The following is a 16,138-nucleotide window of genomic DNA, read 5'->3' on the forward strand; positions in this document are numbered from 1 at the left end:
AGAGAAAAACAAGAAAGACGAAAGGCAATCGCCCTATGAAAATCCTGTTCCTCGGAGATATTGTCGGCAGCGCAGGCCGCAAAGCGGTGATTGAGCGGATGCCGACGCTTCGCAAGGAGTGGGGGCTCGATTTCGTCGTGGTCAATGGCGAGAATTGCACTAATGGCATGGGGCTGTCGGGCGATCATGCCAAGCTGCTTTTGGAGGCCGAGGTCGATTGTTTGACGCTGGGCGATCACGCTTTTGATCAGAAAGACATGATGCAGTTTTGCGAACGCGAGACCCGCATCGTGCGTCCGATCAATTTCGCCAAGGCCGCGCCCGGACGCGGCGTGCGCATTTTCGAGGACGCGCGCGGGCGGCGCATTTTGGTGGCACAAGTGTTGGGGCAGGTCTTTATGAAGCGTCCCTTTGACGATCCTTTCTCGGCGCTCGATCAGGTCTTCATGAGCCACAAAATCGGCGGTGCCATTCAGGCCGCCCTCATTGACGTGCATTGCGAGGCGACCTCCGAGAAAATGGCGATGGGGCATTTCTGCGACGGCAAGGCCTCGGTCGTGGTCGGTACGCACACCCATGTCTGCACGGGGGATGCGCAAATCCTGCCCGGTGGCACGGCCTACCTGACGGATGCGGGCATGTGCGGCGACTACAATTCGGTCATTGGCATGGACAAGGCCGAGCCGCTGCGCCGTTTCGTCACCGGTATGGCCAAGGGGCGCTACGAGCCAGCCAAAGGTGATGCGACGCTGTCGGGGGTCTACGTGGAAACCGATGACCGCACGGGATTGGCTACGCGGGTGAAGCAGATTCGGGTCGGTGGCCGGTTGGAACAAAGCGCCCCGTGATCGTCACAGCCTGAGTTTCGCGAACTTTATTCCGGTTTTCATCATTTGGTCGAAATATCCTTTTGATCTCAGGGCATTTTGTCGCTTGTGATAACGGGCTCCGCCAAGGCATATTGGCCGTGACCGGAACAAGCGCGTGAGGCCCGATGGAACTTTTTCAGTTCAGCCAGATGACAGAGGCGGTGATCGCCCTTGTGGTCGTCGGCTTGATGTTCGTGCTGTTCATGCGCGAAGTGTTCCCGACGGAAGTAATCGCCATCACCGGCGCCGCGCTGATGATGGTTTTGGGCATCTTGCCCTATGACGCGGCGCTTTCTGTTTTGTCGAACCCGGCACCTTGGACCATTGCTGCGATGTTTATCGTCATGGGCGCGATGGTGCGCACGGGCGGACTTGAATGGTTCACGCGACAGGCCGGGAATTATGCCGAAACGCATCCCTCCTTCGCAATTGCCCTGTTGCTGGTGGTCGTGGTCGTCCTTTCGGCGTTTGTGGCCAACACGCCGGTGGTTGTTGTGATGATCCCCGTGTTCATCCAGCTTTCAGGCAAACTGGGCGTTGCGCCCTCCAAGCTTTTGATCCCTCTGAGTTATTCCGCCATCATGGGTGGCACTATTACGCTTCTGGGTACCTCTACCAACCTGCTTGTCGATGGTGTCGCGCGGGCGCAGGGGCTCGAACCCTTCACGATTTTCGAGGTCTCTATTCTGGGCCTCGTGGTGACCGCATGGGGCATGGCCTATCTGTTGCTCTTCGGGCGTCACCTCTTGCCGGAGCGCGACAGTCTGGCGGCGATGTTGTCCTCCGGGCGCTCAAAGATGAAGTTCTTCACCGAGGCCGTGATCCCGCCGGACAGCAACCTGATCGGGCGCGAAGTCACCGGCGTGCAGCTGTTCAAACGCGAAGGTGTGCGGCTGATCGACGTCATTCGCGGCGACAAATCCTATCGCCATGAGTTGGAGGGCTTTACCCTCGATGTTGGCGACCGGGTCGTGCTGCGTTCGAGGATCACGGAGCTCTTGAGCCTGCAACGGGACAAATCCCTCAAACGCGTCGATCAGGTGTCCGCGGTGGAAACCACCACGATGGAAGTGTTGATCACGCCGGGCTGTAAAATGGTCGGCCGCGCGCTGTCGTCGATGCGTTTGCGTCGTCGTTATGGCGTCTATGTGCTGGCCGTGCACCGTCGCAACCAGAACCTTGGTCAGCAAATTCAGGATCTCGTGGTCCGCGTCGGCGACACGCTTTTGCTCGAAGGCACGCCAGCAGACATTCAGCGCCTCGCCTCCGATATGGACATGGGCGATGTGTCGAAACCGACTGAGCGCGCCTATCACCGTAGCCACGCGCCGATTGCTCTGATTGCGATGTTCTCCATCGTCGTTCTGGCCGCTTTGGGCGTCGCGCCGATCTTGATGCTTTCGGTGATCGCCGTGGCCGTGGTGTTGACCACCCGCTGTATCGACGCGGACGAGGCGTTTTCCTTTATCGAGGGGCGGTTGCTGGCGCTGATCTTTGCCATGCTGGCGGTGGGCGCAGCACTTGATGCCTCGGGGGCCGTTCAACTGATCGTAGGGGCCGTTGCGCCGCTGCTCGAAGGGTTGCCGGTGTTCTTTGTGGTCTGGGCGATTTTCCTGATGACCTCTATCCTCACAGAGCTTGTGTCAAACAACGCGGTCGCTGTCGTTGTGACGCCGATTGCCATCGGGCTGGCCAACACCATGGGGCTCGACCCGCGCGGGCTTGTGGTGGCGGTGATGATTGCGGCGTCGGCCTCTTTTGCGACGCCCATCGGCTATCAGACCAACACGATGGTCTACGGCCCGGGCGGCTATAAATTCACCGATTACATGAAGGTTGGCATCCCGCTGAACCTCTCGATCGGGCTTTTGTCGGCGGCTGTGATCCCGCTTTTGTGGCCTCTGTAAGCCTGCTGTGAGCCATTTGGGCATTTTCACCACTTAAAAGACCGCCTCAAAGCACCGTGGCGGCCTTGCAGGTCATAGGCGCGCTGCTTTATAGAGGCGCGTAATCTGACTTTATCGACATTTCCGGAGGCGCCACATGGCCGGCCATTCTAAATGGGCAAACATCCAGCACCGCAAAGGGCGTCAGGACGCCGTGCGCTCGAAGCTGTTTTCGAAACTCGCCAAGGAGATCACCGTGGCGGCGAAAATGGGCGACCCGGATCCTGAAAAGAACCCGCGTCTGCGTCTGGCGGTGAAGACCGCGAAAACGCAATCCGTGCCGAAGGACGTGATCGACCGCGCGATCAAAAAGGCTCTGGGTGGCGACGGCGAGAACTACGACGAAATCCGTTACGAAGGTTACGGTCCGGAAGGCATCGCCTTTATCGTCGAAACTATGACCGACAACGTGAACCGCACCGCGTCCAACGTGCGCTCGATCTTTACTAAGGCGGGCGGCAATTTGGGCACCTCCGGCTCTGTGGCGTTCATGTTCGACCGCGTGGGCGAGATCACCTATGACGCCTCTGTCGGCGATGCCGACACCGTGATGATGGCCGCGATCGAAGCGGGCGCAGAGGATGTCGAGAGCGACGAGGAAGGCCACTGGATCTACACCGCCGATGGCGATCTGGCCGCTGTCTCCGACGCGCTGGAATCCGAACTGGGCGAGTCCAAGGAATCCAAGCTGATCTGGAAGCCGCAGAACCGCACCGAGGTGAACCTCGAGACCGCGCAAAAGCTGATGCGTCTGGTCGAGGCGCTGGAAGACGACGATGACGTGCAATCGGTGACGGCGAATTTCGACGTGCCGGAAGATGTTGCCGCGCAGCTCTGAGCCACACTAAACGAATTGAGAAAACCCCGTCTTGTCAGGCGGGGTTTTTCTTTTGAACCAGATGGGTTTTCGCGGCGCGTTTTACGGCCTCGGTCAGGTCCGTGAGATGCGGCTCGCTCAGTCGAGAGATATGCCAGTAAAGTGGAATGTCCCATGGCTCGGGCGCCAGAGCGGTGAGGTGGTCGCTGTCCAAGTGGGGTTGCAACAAGGCCAAAGGGTTCAGCCCCCAACCCAATCCCGCCAAAGCCGCATCGACAAAACCATGGGTCGAGGGAATGCGATGGGCGGGCAGGGGGATGCGCCGTCCGGTCTGGCTTGTCACCCATGTGTCCTGAAGCCGGTCTTTTTCGTCGTAAATCAGCGAAGGCGCGCGGGCGAAGTCTTCCGTCGTCAGCCCCGCGGGGAAGTGCCGAGCGACGAACTCGGGCGTCGCGACCGGCAGGTAACGCAGCGCACCAAGAGGTATCAGGTCACAGCCTGAGACGGGGGTGTCGCGAGACGAGACGGCAGCCATCACTTCGCCGCGTTTGAGCCAGTCGGCGGAGTGGTCCTGATCGTCGATCTGAAGCTGGAACAACATGCCTGAGACGGGGGCCATCGCGGCGCAGAACCAGGTGGCAAGGCTGTCGGCATTGACCGCAATCGGGACGGAGACTGCGGTGCATTCTTTCTGGCCAAGATCGCGGCTCAACTGGCGCTCCAAAAGCCCGACCTCTTCCATGTGACGCGCAAGCCGTCTGCCCGTCTCGGTGCCGGTGCAAGGCGTGCCACGGATCACCAAAACGCTGCCCAGCCGCTCTTCGAGCGCTTTGATACGCTGCGAAATCGCGGATGGCGTGACGGAGAGCCTCTCTGCCGCGCCGTCGAATGAGCCGCTTTGCAAAACGGCGGCCAAGGCGCTGAGCGCCGGGTAGTCGGATGAGTTAAGCATATCTAATTTAGGCATAGTAAGATTAATTTGTCTAATTTATTCAGGCCGCGTAACTCCGCAGTGCATCCTCGGTACAAAGGAGTTTTCATGACACAAGACATGCTGCACGCGACCCTCACGGGTTTCTTGACAGGACTGAGCCTTATCGTCGCCATTGGCGCCCAGAATGCCTTTGTGCTGCGCCAAGGGATCAAGCGCGCGCATGTGTTGCCTGTGGTCTTGATCTGCGCGCTCTCTGACGCGGTTCTGATCACTTTGGGTGTCTTCGCATCTGCGCAAATCTCCAAGGCTTTTCCACCCCTCTTGCCGCTGTTGCGTTGGGGTGGGGCGGCATTTTTAGTCTATTATGGGCTCAAGGCCGCTATCGCCGCTTGGCGCGGCGGCGGGCATCTCGAAGCCGCCGGCGAAGGCGGACAAAGCCGTGTGGCGGCCATGCTCACCGTGCTCGCGCTGACCTGGCTCAATCCGCATGTTTATCTCGATACGGTGGTGCTCCTGGGCGCCATTTCTGCCCGGTTTCCTGAGGCGAGGGCGGGATTTGCCGTGGGTGCCGCCAGCGCATCCTTTGTCTTCTTCTTCGCCTTGGGATATGGCGCCCGCTTCCTTGCCCCTGTTTTCGCCCGCGAGGTGGCATGGCGTGTGCTTGATGGACTGATCGCGCTCGTCATGTGGTCGATTGCCCTGAGCCTCATGTTGGCATAGTTCATGTCGTCTTCGTGCAGAAATGCAGAGCGTCCGATGCGGATTGTGCGCGTTGTCATTTGAGCCACAAAGGGTCAAGGTCTCGCCATGAGCACGCCCGTCGCCTCCGCGAAACCGTCCAATCCCACCGCAGGCATCGTCTGGATGCTGATCACGACGCTTTGCTTCGTGATGGTCAATGTTTTGGTCAAATACGTCGGCACCGGGCTTCCGGTCTTGGAAAGTGCCTTTTTGCGTTTCCTTCTCGGATTGGTCTTTCTTATCCCGGCGCTTGGCGCGGTGCGACAGGTGCAATTCACGCGTAGGATTTGGAAGCTCACCTTCGGACGCGCCCTATTCCATTCTCTCGCGATGTCCTGCTGGTTCTACGCCATGACCCGCATTCCGATGGGCGAAGTCACGTCTTTGAACTTTATGAATCCGATCTACATCACCATCGGCGCGGTTCTTCTCTTTGGCGAACGGATCGCTTTGCCGCGCATTTCGGCGCTGATCGTGGCCTTTCTCGGAGGGCTTGTCATTTTGCGCCCTGGCTTTCGCGAAGTCGATCCCGGCCATCTCGCCATGGTGGTTTCTGCGATGGCCTTTGCCGGGTCTTACCTGATCGCCAATCGGTTGGTGAAAGAGCTGCCGCCTGCGGTCGTGGTGTTTCTGATGTCGGTGACGGTGCCCATCGTGATTGCGCCCTTTGCGCTTCTGCACTGGGAGACGCCGACGCTGCACGAATTGGTTCTCTTGTTCCTCACGGCCGCCTTCGCCACACTGGGGCACTACACGATGACACGCGCTTTCGCCGCCGCGCCGCAATCGGTGGTTCAGCCGGTCGTGTTCGTGCAATTGATCTGGTCGGTGAGCTTTGGCTATGCCCTCTTCGGGGAGGCGATTGACCCCTTCGTGATCTTGGGCGGGGCGATGATCATTGGGGCAATTTCCTTCATCACGTGGCGGGAAGCGCGCAAGAAGGCGTCTTAATCTACCGATCCTTTGCCATCCCGCTGAGCAACACGCGTGTAAGCCGCTGGTACATCGGGCTTGCTCCGAGTCACCGTGAACTTCGATTGCCGATCTGTCGCTCTATCACGCGCACGATCTGGTCCTCGCGGTACGAGGGCTTTCGGCCATTCTATGCCGCAGGATCAATGATATCGAACTCTGCAAGCTCGGCTGTCGCGGCAAGATTTGTGGCTTCGGCAGATACGTGAGCCGAAGCCACCAAGTGCTGCGTCGCGTTAATCTGCGTGCGCAAACATCCGCGCGCCGGAGATCCCGAGTTCGGGTGGAAAATCGACCTTGAGGATAGAACCGCTGTCGGATTCCGTGATGAAGAGGCTGCGCCCTTCCGGCCCACCGAAGGCACAGTTGGTGGTTCCAAGGCCACGCGGAGAGCGCACGACGGCAATCGGCTGACCGAGCGCGTTGTGCACCCAGACGAGGCCCATGCCGGTTTGACAGACCACGACACCGCCCTCAGCGGTGAGCGCGAGACCATCGGGTCCGGCGCGGCCGCCGGAAAATTGAATGAACAGCCCCGCCTTGTTCACCCGTCCGCTCGGGGACAGGATCAGACGCCACACCGCATTGGCGCGGGTCACGGCGAGAAACAGCACACGTTCTGCGAGATCGAGGACGAGGCCATTCGGGCTTGGCGCGGTGTCGATCAGGCAATCAAGGCGTCCGGTGCCTTCGTTCCAGCGATAGACGCGTCCGGTCGGATCGTGGAGACCGGTTTGACCCTGATCCGTGAAGAACAGCGTGCCGTCCCGACCGAAATGAAGGTCGTTGCAGCCCTTGAACCCTTCGGTGTCGCAATCCGCGAGGGCGGGCGTGACCGCGCCGCTATCTGGGTCAAGTAGCATGATGCCGTTCTGATAATCCGCGAGGAAAATCCGCCCGTCACGGTGGATTTTCAACCCGTTGGGCTGTCCCTCGTATTCGGCAATCTGGCTGACGACACCCTCCGGCGTCGTGCGAAACACGCGGCCGAAGGGGATGTCGACGAAGTAGAGATTGCCCGCGCGGTCAAAGGACGGCCCTTCGACAAAGCTGTCGACAGCCTCACCGCCACGGTTCTTGTCCGCCCAGTAGGACGCCACGCCCGTGCGCCGCAGCGCGGTCGGCAGTTCGGTGAATACCTCTGCATCGAGGACCACCGGTTCGGGGGCAGGGTAGGTGTGGGTCGTCATCCGAATGTGACCTCCGGCAGGAACAGGGCGATTTGCGGGAACGCGATCATCAGGAGCATAAAGATCAGGATGATGACGAAGAAGGGCATCGTGCCGAGAATGACATCTTCGACAGAGACCTTATCCGACGAACTCGCCACCACAAAGAGGATCACCCCCAAGGGTGGTGTGAGCTGACCCAGTTCCACGAGGATCACCACGAAGACACCGAACCAGATCGGATCGACCCCGAGCGCCAGAAGCGCAGGGAAGATCACGGGCACGATGATCGCGATCATGCCCAGGCCTTCCATGAAGCAACCGAGGATCGCGAAGACCACCATGATGATCAGCAGGAAGGTGATTTTGGAGACTTCGGCGCTTTCGAGTTTCGCGACGAGATCTTCGCCGACTCCCGAGAGGGCCGTTGCATAGGCGAAAATCATCGAGGTGAAGACCACGAAGAGGATGTTGCCGCTCATGACCGCCGTGCGCTTGAGCGCTTCGATGATGAGGCCGAGGCTCAGTTTGCCGTAGATCGCTGAGATGATGATCGCGCCCACGGTGCCGACGGCGCCGGCTTCTGTCGGGGTGGCAAAGCCGCCGTAGATGCTGCCCAGAACGATGAAGATCAGCAGAACGAACGGCAGGATATCGAGGAGCGACCGCGCCAGCACGGCAGGCGTTGCGCGGGTTTCGCTCTTGGGGGCGAGCGACGGGTTGATCACGGCGCGGATCATGATGAAGCCCATGTAGAGCAGCGCCAGCACGATGCCCGGGATCAAACCGGCGGCAAAGAGGCGCGCGATCGAAGTCTCGGTAAATGTGGCGTAGATGATCATGGTGATCGACGGCGGGATCAGGATACCCAGCGTGCCGCCAGCGGCCAGCGATCCGGCGACGAGACGGCGGTTATAGCCGCGGCCGCTCAGTTCGGGGAGAGAGACGGTGGACATGGCGGCGGCGGTCGGGGCACTGCCGCCCGAGATCGCCGCGAAGATGCCGCTGCCGACGATGTTGGTGTGCAACAGCCCGCCCGGGAGCCGCCGCATAAATGGTGCGACGCCGTTATAGAGACGCGAGGCGAGGCCGGAGCCGAGGAGGATTTCGGCCATCAGCACGAAGAGCGGGATCGCCGCGAGGGTAAAGCTATTGGCGGCGCCCCAGCTGACGAGACCAAGTGCCTTCCAGCCAGCAAATCCTTTGAGCATCCAAAGGTAGAAGAGGCCCGCACTCGCAACGGTGAATTGGACCCACATGCCCCCGAGGATGAGGCCGATCAGAACGCCAAAGGCAAGTATCGCTTCCATGTCAGAGGCTTTCTTTGGATTTTTGGAAGGTCAGGATGAGTTTCTCGACCAGGAAAATACCGATCACTGTAAAGCCCAGCGGGAGCACCATCTGCGGAATCCACAGCGGCGTGCGCAGGACCGTCGGGGCGAATTTGCCGCGCGAGAAGGACGAGAGCATCAGGTCTTTGGTCTTCCACGCAAGGATCGCACAAACCACAAGCGCCATCACAACGAAGATGCGTGTGATCCAGCGTTGTGCATTGGGCGACAGGATGTCGAATAGGAAATGCACCCGAAACAGGGCCCCGTGACGGAGCGCCTGTGCTGCGCCGAGGAAGGTCAGCAGCACGACGGAGTAACCGGTCAGTTCTTCGACGAAGCCCAGTGAGTAGTTGAATGCGCCGCGCAGGAACGCTTCGGTGCAGACCATGATCACGAGGGCCGCCAGAACGACACCGGTCACAACCTGTGTGGTGCGTTCGGCAACGTCGAAAACGGGACCGGCGGTTGCCGGCCCCTTCTGTTCTTCAAAGTTTGGATTATTTTCCGATTGCATCGCGGACTACCTTCAGGGCCTCGACATACTCGGGGCCATTTTCTTCCGCCCAGCTTGCCCAGAACGGTGCGAGCTTTTCAGCGGCCATATCTACATCGCCTTCGGCAGCGTCGGTGAGGGTCATACCCGCTGCGGATTGCGACGCCTTCTGTGCGTCTTCGTCCACGAGGAACGCAGCCGTCGTGGCCGGACCTTCCTCTGCGACGATGGCGCGGAGCGTTTCCTGCACCGCCGGATCGAGCGCCTCAAAGGCGTCGGCATTGGCGATGATCATCGAGTTGCCGTAGTTCACCGAAAAACGGTAGTTGTAGGGCAGGAACTCGTGCCAGTTCTTCGCACCACCAGCGCTTGCGGTAAGCACGCCTTCGATCACGCCGCGCTCCAGAGAGGTCGGCACTTCGCTACCCGACAGGGTGATTGCGGCACCGCCGAACTCTTCGACGAACTTGCCCTGTTCCGGCGAAGTCACGCGGATTTTGTGGCCGTCAAGATCAGCGAGGCTGTTGACGGGGAAGGTGGTGAAGATCGTCTGTTCCGGATAACGGTAGCCGCCCAGAAGAACGACGTTCTGGTCTGCGAAGGCCTCCACGAGCGTCGGCTCGATCGCGGCATAGGCAGCGGCCCATTCCTCATCGTTCTCGATGAGCATCGGCAGGTTCAGAATGCGTGCGATCGGCACGTTGCCGGAAAAGAAGAAGTCGGCAGCGAAGTCGACGATGCCGTCACCAACGGCCTGCGTGATGTCGGCCGATGCGATCTGAAGCGTCTTGCCGAGGTGCAGGGTGATGTCGAGTTCGCCGTCGGTTTCGGCGGCGACGCGTTCCGAGATGCGGGTCATGCCTTTCACGGCGGACGTTGTGGACACGGACGAATAGGTGTAGGCGGTCCAGTCGTCAGCCGTCGCTGCGAGCGGCAGGGTCAGCGTGAGCGCGGTGGCGGCGATGGTTTTGAAATTCATGTGTTTATCCTCCTAGAGATGCCGAAGGTCTCCTCCTCGGCGGTATGGACCGGCGCGCCCAGGGGGGCAACGCCGGAAAAGATCATTTCCAGGGCGTCTCTTCCCAGATCGCCCGTGCGACACCATCTTGCTGAACGGCAACGGCTTCGAACGCGTCACCCGATACGAAAGAAATCGGGTTGCCTTGCTCGGCCATCATCGCCTGAAACTCCTCCATGGCGTTCACTGCGCTCAGTGCGGCCTCGAGCTTTGCTTCGACCTCCGGATCGAGACCCGCCGGTGCTACGATACCACGGAGCGACGACATTTGCGCATCATATCCGAGTTCTTTGGCTGTCGGCACATCGGGACGGAAGGCGGAGCGTTCGTCGGACAGCACCGCGAGCACACGCAATTCGTCCTGGAAGGACGCGGTCTGGCTCAGGGTCATGGTTCCTGCGGCAACGTGCTTGCCCATCAGAGCGGTGCGCGCCATCGAGGCACCTTTGAACGGCACGAGGGTGAATTCGGCGCCGGATGCCTGAGCGATCATGTTGGCCGAGAAGTGGTCATTGCCGCCGAGCGACGACAGACCCAGAGTGATTGCGCCCGGATCGGCTTTTGCGGCGGCCAGCAGTTCGTCCAGCGTCTGGAATTCCGAGGAGGCGCTCACGACAACGGTGTTCGGGTCTTCGACGAAGTTGGCGAGGTAGGTGTAGCTCGTCACGTCGTAATCGGCATTACGGTCGTTGGTCAGAGCCAAAGCGGCAGGCAGGTTGAACGTGCCGAGTGTGTAGCCATCGGGATCGGCATTCGCGACCTCGGTGAAGCCGATCTGGCCCCCTGCGCCGGGCATGTTTTTGACAACCACAGCGGCGCCATCGCCGAGTGCGGTTTCAAGGAATTTTGCCACGGTGCGGGCCATCACATCGGTGCCGCCGCCGGCGGAATAGCCAACGATGACTTCGATCGGTTTCTCAGGGTATTCGGCCAGTGCGGGTGTGGCGACGGCCATCGCCGCGAGCAGCGCGGCGGATAGGGTTTTTCTCATGACAGGGTCCTCCCGGTTGATGTCGTGAAAAGTGTGTCGTCGATGCCGTAGCAGCGGGCGGCTGTGCGCCAGAACAGATCGTCGCGCGCGGAGGCGTCCAGATCTGCGGCCAGCCTTTTGAAGGCGTTCCAGAGCGTCCGATAGCCGAACTGCCCTTTGTCGACGGGAAAATTGCTCTCGAACATGGCGCGCTCTGCGCCGAAGAGATCGAGACACGCGGCCACATGCGGTTGCCAGTCTGCGGCCAGAATTTCGGAGTGCGGTGGCTGAGGGGCATCGGCATAGCGATAGCCCATGACCGAGAGTCCAAAGCCGCCGATCTTGATCCGCGTGTTGGGCAGCGCGGCCACCTCGGCCAAGGCGCTGCGCCAGTCCGCGAAACAGGCCGCATCATTGATGCGATACGGCCCGATCCCCAAAGGGCCACCGCAATGATCTACGACCACTGTCAGTTCCGGCAGGGCGCGGGCGAGTGCCGCGACCTCGGAAAGCTGGCTTTGATAGGCCCAGACATCGAGGCAAAGCCCCGCCTCGGCCACCGCACGGGCCCCTTCGTAGAACGCAGGGGTGCGCAAAAGGCCGTCAGGGGCAGGGCGCGGGTTCGAGCGCACAGCCGGATCGGCGTGCCACGCGGTCGTGTTGCGAATGCCCTTAACGCGGCCTTCGCCAGTACCGATGAGGGCATCAAGAACCGGGCGCACGTCGGCGCCCAGTTGAAGATCGGCAAAGGCCACGAGCCCGACCGGAAACTGCGGCTGCGCACGTCCCCAATCGAGGATCGTGCGCACCTCACCCACCGGGCGAAGAGCCTCTGGCCCGTTCTCATAATAGCCTGTGCGGCATTGGACATAGAGGCTGGCACGCAGGTCGTGACCATCGCCTATGTCGGCGGCAAGCTCCTCAGACCGATAACGACCCTCCGGCCGGTCCCAGAGGTGATGATGACAGTCGAAAATCGGCTGCGCAGGATCAATCACCTCTTCGCGGACCAAAGCCAGCCAGTCCTCACGGACGGTATGATGAGGGCTTGCCAGTGCCATGGATCAGGCCTCCTCGCCTTCCTTCTTGCGGCTGTCGATGAAGCGACGCTTGAGCATCGGACCGATGACAACGGCGACGGTGAGGGCAACGAGCACGAGGCTGGTGGTGTTCTTGAACAGCACGGCCCAGTCACCGCGACCAATCCGCAGGGCAAGACGCAGGTTCTCTTCGGCGAATGCACCGAGGATCAGGCCGAGCACCACAGGCGGGAGCGGAAACTTGAGTTTGTCCATCACCCAGCCGACAGCCCCGAAGCCGAGCATCATGTAGACGTCGAACATCCGGCCGTGGATCGAATAGACCCCGATCAGCATGAGGACGATGATGATCGACCCGAGCAGCGGACGCGGCAGGTTCAGCAGACGTGCGAAGCTGTTGGTCGCGAGAGAACCGCCGAGCAGCACGAGCAGGATCGCACCGAAGAGGAACTGCCACATGAAGCCGAACACAACATCCGGGTTGTCACGGAAGAGCATCGGACCCGGTTGCAGACCATGCACGAGCAGACCACCGAGCATAACAGCCGCCACAGCCGTCCCCGGGATGCCGAGCGTCAGAGCCGGGATCAGCGCGGACGCGGTGTCGGCGTTGTTCGCAGTTTCTGCTGCGGCGACGCCTTCGGGTTCACCTTGGCCCCAATCTTCGGGCTTTTTGGAGCTGCGACGGGCTTCGTTGTAGGACATGAACGCGGCCATGGAGCCACCGGCGCCCGGCAGGATGCCGATCCAGATGCCGATGAAAGAGCCACGCAGCCAAGTTTTCCAGTAGCCCTTCATTTTGGGCAGAGCTTTCCAGATCGGCTCGGTGCCGAGCTTTTCTCCTTCGACGCTGTCGGTCTTGAGCGGAGTTTCGAGCAGGTCGATCACCGGCGGGAGCGCATATAGGCCCACGAGCAGGATCACGATGTTGATGCCATCGAGCAGTTCGAGTTGACCAAAGGTGAAGCGGTCGTTGCCGTAGATCGGGTCAGAGCCGATGACGGAAACGAAGACGCCGAAACAGGCGGAGATCAGGCCCTTCACCGGGTTCCCGCCGAGCAGGAAAATGATGGAAGCGAGGCCGAACACAGCGACCCAGAACACTTCAGCCGGACCGAAGAGCAGCGTCACTTTGGACAGCGGCGGTGCGAGCAGCATCAGCGCAAAGGCCGACGCAATGCCGCCGATGGAAGAGGACACAACAGCGACCTGAAGGGCAAAGCCGCCCTGACCCTTTTGGGCCATCGGGTAGCCGTCAAACGTGGTTGCCACAGCCGCAGGCGTGCCGGGAATACGCAGCAGCACAGCCGGGATCGCACCACCATACATAGCGCCGTTATAGATACCGGCCATAAGGCCAAGCGCGACGAGCGGCTCAAGTCCAAAGGTGAAGGGCACGAGGACCGAGATCGCCATCGTGGCGCTCAGGCCGGGCATAGCGCCGACAACGATACCGGCGAGCACGCCGATGATCACGGCGAGGAAGTTCGTCAGGGCGAAAACTTCGGGAAGGGCGTGGAGTAGATCAGAATACATGGGAGCCTCAGTTCTGCCAGAGACGGCCAGTGGGGAAGTCCTGCGACATCCCGAAATCAAAAATCAGCCAGATGGAGCCAACGACGATCGCAGTCGCGATCGCGAGGCCGAGCGGATTGCGGAAGCCAAACACATAGGCCACGGTCGGCACGGCGATGACGGTGCTGATGTAGAAACCGATCAGGTCGGAGGCGACGGCATAGGCGACGATGAGACAGAACGCCCCGATCACGCGCTTGGGTGAATTGGTCACCTTTTCAGGGGCTTCACCTGCAGCGGCTTTGCGCTGATCGGACAGCAGTAGCAGCAGCGACAGGATGATCAGACCGATCAGCATGGCGGCGGGCAGCAGTGCTGAAATCGACCGCAAGTCGGTCGTCGGGATCAGAAAACCGGCGGCAACAACGAGGATGCCGACTGCGCTCAGTGTTTCGGGACGCAAGAAGCGATTTTTATGACCTTCGGACATGGTTGAAGCTCCAAAGAAAAAGGGGGATGGCGCTGCGGCTGTGCCGCGCAAATCACACGTCGGGGTCTCGACTGGGAGGTGGAAATGAGGCCCCGGCGTGCGTTTTTGAGCCGCAGGCGACATATCAGCCGCCTGCGGTCAGGAGGATTAGTTCCAGGGGGTCTCTTGCCACACTTGGTTTGCGAGGTCGTAGAGTTCCGAAGTCAGCGCCTTGAACTCATCGCCGCGCACGACTTCCACCGGGTTGGCGGTGTCTTTCATCGCCTGGAGGAAATCCGGATCGCTGGCGAGTTGTGCAAAGGCTGCGTCGAGTTTGGCGACGACGTCGTCGGGCAGACCAGCAGGGGCCACGAAGCCGCGCATGGAGCCGTTGACCACATCGTAACCCTGCTCCTGAAGCGTCGGCAGGTCCGGCGCGAAGTCAGAGCGTTCCGGCGTTGCCACTCCGAGTACGTTGAGTTCTTCTTGGAAGCTGGCAACTTCAGAGATGTTCAGAATGCCCATGGCGACGTGGCCACCCATGAGTGCGGTCCGTGCAGGCGCGGAGCCTTTGAACGGCACGATGGTGAACTCGCTCTCGGTCAGACCTTCGAGTTTGATCAGCATGAAATGGTCGTCACCGCCGAGGCTCGACATGCCGACGGTGATGGCGCCCGGATCGGCCTTGGCGGCTGCGATCAGTTTGTCCATCGTGTCGAGGCCGCTGCTTTTCGCGGTCACGATGACGTTCGGGTCATTTACGACGTTGGCAAGATAGGTAAAGCTCTCGCGGTCGTAATCGGCCTCACGGTCGATGGTGCGGGCCATCATCCCCGGAAGGTTGAACGTGCCGAGCGTGTACCCGTCAGGATCAGCATTTGCCACCTCGGTCACACCGATCTGACCCGATGCGCCGGGCACGTTTTTCACCACAAGGCTGGCACCGTCGCCGAGATATTTCTCGATGAACGGAGCGGCCGTGCGGGCCATCACATCGGTGCCGCCGCCGGCGGAATAGCCGACGATCACTTCGATCGGCTTTTCCGGGTATTCGGCCACGGCAGCACCCGCTGCGAGGACAAAGGCGCCCACGAGGGCGGATTTCTGAAACAGTTTATGCATGGTACTCCTCCTGTTCATGCGAATGGTCTGTTTGGGGTGATCCCGGCCTCACTCAGCCGGGAATTCGCAACCAAGACGCTTCAGCGCAGCGTCGACCCAAGTGCGGTCGTTCGTGCCTTCGGCGATGGCTTTCATTTGGTTGATTTCGGCGTCGGATTTGGCCTGAGTCTTTTTCAGAACCTCTTCCGCGTCCGCGAGCGGCACGCAGTGCACGCCATCGCTGTCGCCGATGACGATGTCACCGGGGTGGATCACCATGCCGCCGAGGCTGATCGGGACGTTGATCTCGCCCGGGCCGTCTTTGTACGGGCCGCGGTGGCTCACACCGGCGGCGAAGGTCGGCAGATTGGTTTCGACAAACGCGTCAACGTCGCGGATCGCACCGTTGAGCACGAAACCGGCCACACCTTTTTTCACGGCGTAGGCGAGCATCAGTTCACCCATCAGCGCGTTGGTCAGATCACCACCCGCGTCAACGACGATCACGTCACCCGGCACTGCCATGTCGATGGCTTTGTGCAGCATCAGGTTGTCACCCGGGCGTGCTTTCACCGTGAGCGCCACACCGGCCATGCCGCCGGAGGCGTGCATCGGGCGCAGGGTCGGGCCAGCGGCGGTCATGCGGGACATGCTGTCCGAGACGTTGGCGACAGGGAGCTTGGCATAGGCGTCGACCAGATCTTTGGATGCGACCTGGGTGCGGTTGAGGATACGGAAACCGACAGGCAT

General features: G+C 60.7%; 16 protein-coding genes. 5 read left to right on the top strand and 11 right to left on the bottom strand.

Annotated elements, in window-relative coordinates; translation table 11 throughout:
- Positions 1-35 precede the first annotated feature (35 nt).
- The 3 genes from J5Y17_RS02900 (at position 36) to J5Y17_RS02910 (ending at position 3,653) form a co-directional block, all read left to right on the top strand.
- Positions 36-848 (top strand): TIGR00282 family metallophosphoesterase, encoded by an 813-nt coding sequence (locus tag J5Y17_RS02900; RefSeq protein WP_219783721.1) that lies wholly within the window; start codon positions 36-38, stop codon positions 846-848.
- Between the two features lie 146 nt (positions 849-994).
- Positions 995-2,776, top strand: coding sequence for an SLC13 family permease (locus J5Y17_RS02905; protein ID WP_219783722.1), 1,782 nt, complete (start codon positions 995-997; stop codon positions 2,774-2,776).
- A 136-nt stretch (positions 2,777-2,912) separates the two neighbouring features.
- Positions 2,913-3,653, top strand: a complete 741-nt coding sequence (locus tag J5Y17_RS02910) for a YebC/PmpR family DNA-binding transcriptional regulator (RefSeq protein WP_219783723.1) — start codon at positions 2,913-2,915, stop codon at positions 3,651-3,653.
- Positions 3,654-3,687: 34 nt separating this feature from the next.
- On the opposite strand, the gene J5Y17_RS02915 is transcribed toward J5Y17_RS02910, so the two are convergent.
- On the bottom strand, positions 3,688-4,584 hold the full coding sequence (locus tag J5Y17_RS02915) for a LysR family transcriptional regulator ArgP (protein ID WP_219783724.1): 897 nt from the start codon (positions 4,582-4,584) through the stop codon (positions 3,688-3,690).
- Between the two features lie 87 nt (positions 4,585-4,671).
- On the opposite strand from J5Y17_RS02915, the gene J5Y17_RS02920 reads away from it, so the two are divergent.
- Both J5Y17_RS02920 and J5Y17_RS02925 read left to right on the top strand, forming a co-directional pair.
- Positions 4,672-5,286 carry a LysE/ArgO family amino acid transporter gene (locus J5Y17_RS02920; protein WP_255571828.1) on the top strand — a complete coding sequence of 205 codons (615 nt, stop codon included), beginning with the start codon at positions 4,672-4,674 and terminating at the stop codon, positions 5,284-5,286.
- An 87-nt stretch (positions 5,287-5,373) separates the two neighbouring features.
- Positions 5,374-6,258, top strand: coding sequence for a DMT family transporter (locus tag J5Y17_RS02925; protein ID WP_255571829.1), 885 nt, complete (start codon positions 5,374-5,376; stop codon positions 6,256-6,258).
- A gap of 257 nt (positions 6,259-6,515) precedes the next feature.
- Here the strand turns inward: J5Y17_RS02925 and J5Y17_RS02930 are convergent, their stop codons facing one another.
- The 10 genes from J5Y17_RS02930 to J5Y17_RS02975 all read right to left on the bottom strand — a co-directional run bounded on the left by J5Y17_RS02930 (position 6,516) and on the right by J5Y17_RS02975 (position 16,138).
- Positions 6,516-7,469, bottom strand: coding sequence for an SMP-30/gluconolactonase/LRE family protein (locus J5Y17_RS02930; RefSeq protein WP_219783725.1), 954 nt, complete (start codon positions 7,467-7,469; stop codon positions 6,516-6,518).
- Entirely contained in the window at positions 7,466-8,758 is a 1,293-nt protein-coding gene (locus J5Y17_RS02935) for a TRAP transporter large permease (protein WP_219783726.1), read from the bottom strand. The genes J5Y17_RS02930 and J5Y17_RS02935 overlap by 4 nt, the downstream gene beginning before the upstream one ends.
- Position 8,759: 1 nt before the next feature.
- Positions 8,760-9,296 (bottom strand): TRAP transporter small permease, encoded by a 537-nt coding sequence (locus J5Y17_RS02940; protein WP_219783727.1) that lies wholly within the window; start codon positions 9,294-9,296, stop codon positions 8,760-8,762.
- A complete protein-coding gene (gene dctP / locus J5Y17_RS02945; RefSeq protein WP_219783728.1) occupies positions 9,280-10,254 on the bottom strand; it encodes a TRAP transporter substrate-binding protein DctP in 975 nt (324 codons plus the stop codon). Before dctP ends, J5Y17_RS02940 begins: the two co-directional genes overlap by 17 nt.
- Positions 10,255-10,336: 82 nt before the next feature.
- The gene (locus J5Y17_RS02950) at positions 10,337-11,284 is read right to left on the bottom strand and encodes a tripartite tricarboxylate transporter substrate binding protein (RefSeq protein ID WP_219783729.1); all 948 of its coding nucleotides are present in this window, start codon (positions 11,282-11,284) and stop codon (positions 10,337-10,339) included.
- Entirely contained in the window at positions 11,281-12,324 is a 1,044-nt protein-coding gene (locus J5Y17_RS02955; RefSeq protein WP_219783730.1) for an amidohydrolase, read from the bottom strand. Before J5Y17_RS02955 ends, J5Y17_RS02950 begins: the two co-directional genes overlap by 4 nt.
- A 3-nt stretch (positions 12,325-12,327) precedes the next feature.
- Complete coding sequence (locus J5Y17_RS02960) at positions 12,328-13,839, bottom strand: tripartite tricarboxylate transporter permease (RefSeq protein ID WP_219783731.1); 1,512 nt, start codon at positions 13,837-13,839, stop codon at positions 12,328-12,330.
- A 7-nt stretch (positions 13,840-13,846) separates the two neighbouring features.
- Positions 13,847-14,308, bottom strand: coding sequence for a tripartite tricarboxylate transporter TctB family protein (locus J5Y17_RS02965; protein WP_219783732.1), 462 nt, complete (start codon positions 14,306-14,308; stop codon positions 13,847-13,849).
- Positions 14,309-14,455: 147 nt separating this feature from the next.
- Positions 14,456-15,409 (bottom strand): tripartite tricarboxylate transporter substrate binding protein, encoded by a 954-nt coding sequence (locus tag J5Y17_RS02970; RefSeq protein WP_219783733.1) that lies wholly within the window; start codon positions 15,407-15,409, stop codon positions 14,456-14,458.
- A gap of 48 nt (positions 15,410-15,457) precedes the next feature.
- Positions 15,458-16,138: an RraA family protein gene (locus J5Y17_RS02975; RefSeq protein WP_219783734.1), complete on the bottom strand. Its 681-nt coding sequence runs from the start codon at positions 16,136-16,138 to the stop codon at positions 15,458-15,460.

Origin of the sequence: Celeribacter sp. PS-C1, assembly GCF_019429625.1 — a bacterium.
In the GTDB taxonomy this organism is placed as follows: Bacteria; Pseudomonadota; Alphaproteobacteria; order Rhodobacterales; family Rhodobacteraceae; genus Celeribacter.